The sequence below is a fragment of the Undibacterium sp. 5I2 genome (assembly GCF_035019605.1).
Lineage (GTDB): Bacteria > Pseudomonadota > Gammaproteobacteria > Burkholderiales > Burkholderiaceae_D > Undibacterium.
The window spans coordinates 1-285 of sequence record NZ_JASJVS010000180.1; the positions used below are offsets into that span (position 1 = coordinate 1).

At 53.0% G+C, this 285-nt stretch carries 1 tRNA gene; it reads left to right on the forward strand.

The features are described from left to right. The first annotated feature begins 213 nt into the window (after positions 1-213). A tRNA-Ala gene (locus QN359_RS19890) sits at positions 214-285 on the forward strand.

The following is a 285-nucleotide window of genomic DNA, read 5'->3' on the forward strand; positions in this document are numbered from 1 at the left end:
CTGTAGCTCAGTTGGTTAGAGCACCGTGTTGATAACGCGGGGGTCGTTGGTTCGAGCCCAACCAGACCCACCAAGAATTAATCAAAGTTTAGTTATGCCTCAGAAAGCGTAGCGAGCGCTTCAAGGTTCAATCGAGAAGCGCAGTCGCACTTCGGTACGACGAGCATCGGAGATTGAAGATTGAAGTGCGCAGTAGCTTAATGAGGTGTAAGAGGGGGATTAGCTCAGCTGGGAGAGCACCTGCTTTGCAAGCAGGGGGTCGTCGGTTCGATCCCGTCATCCTCC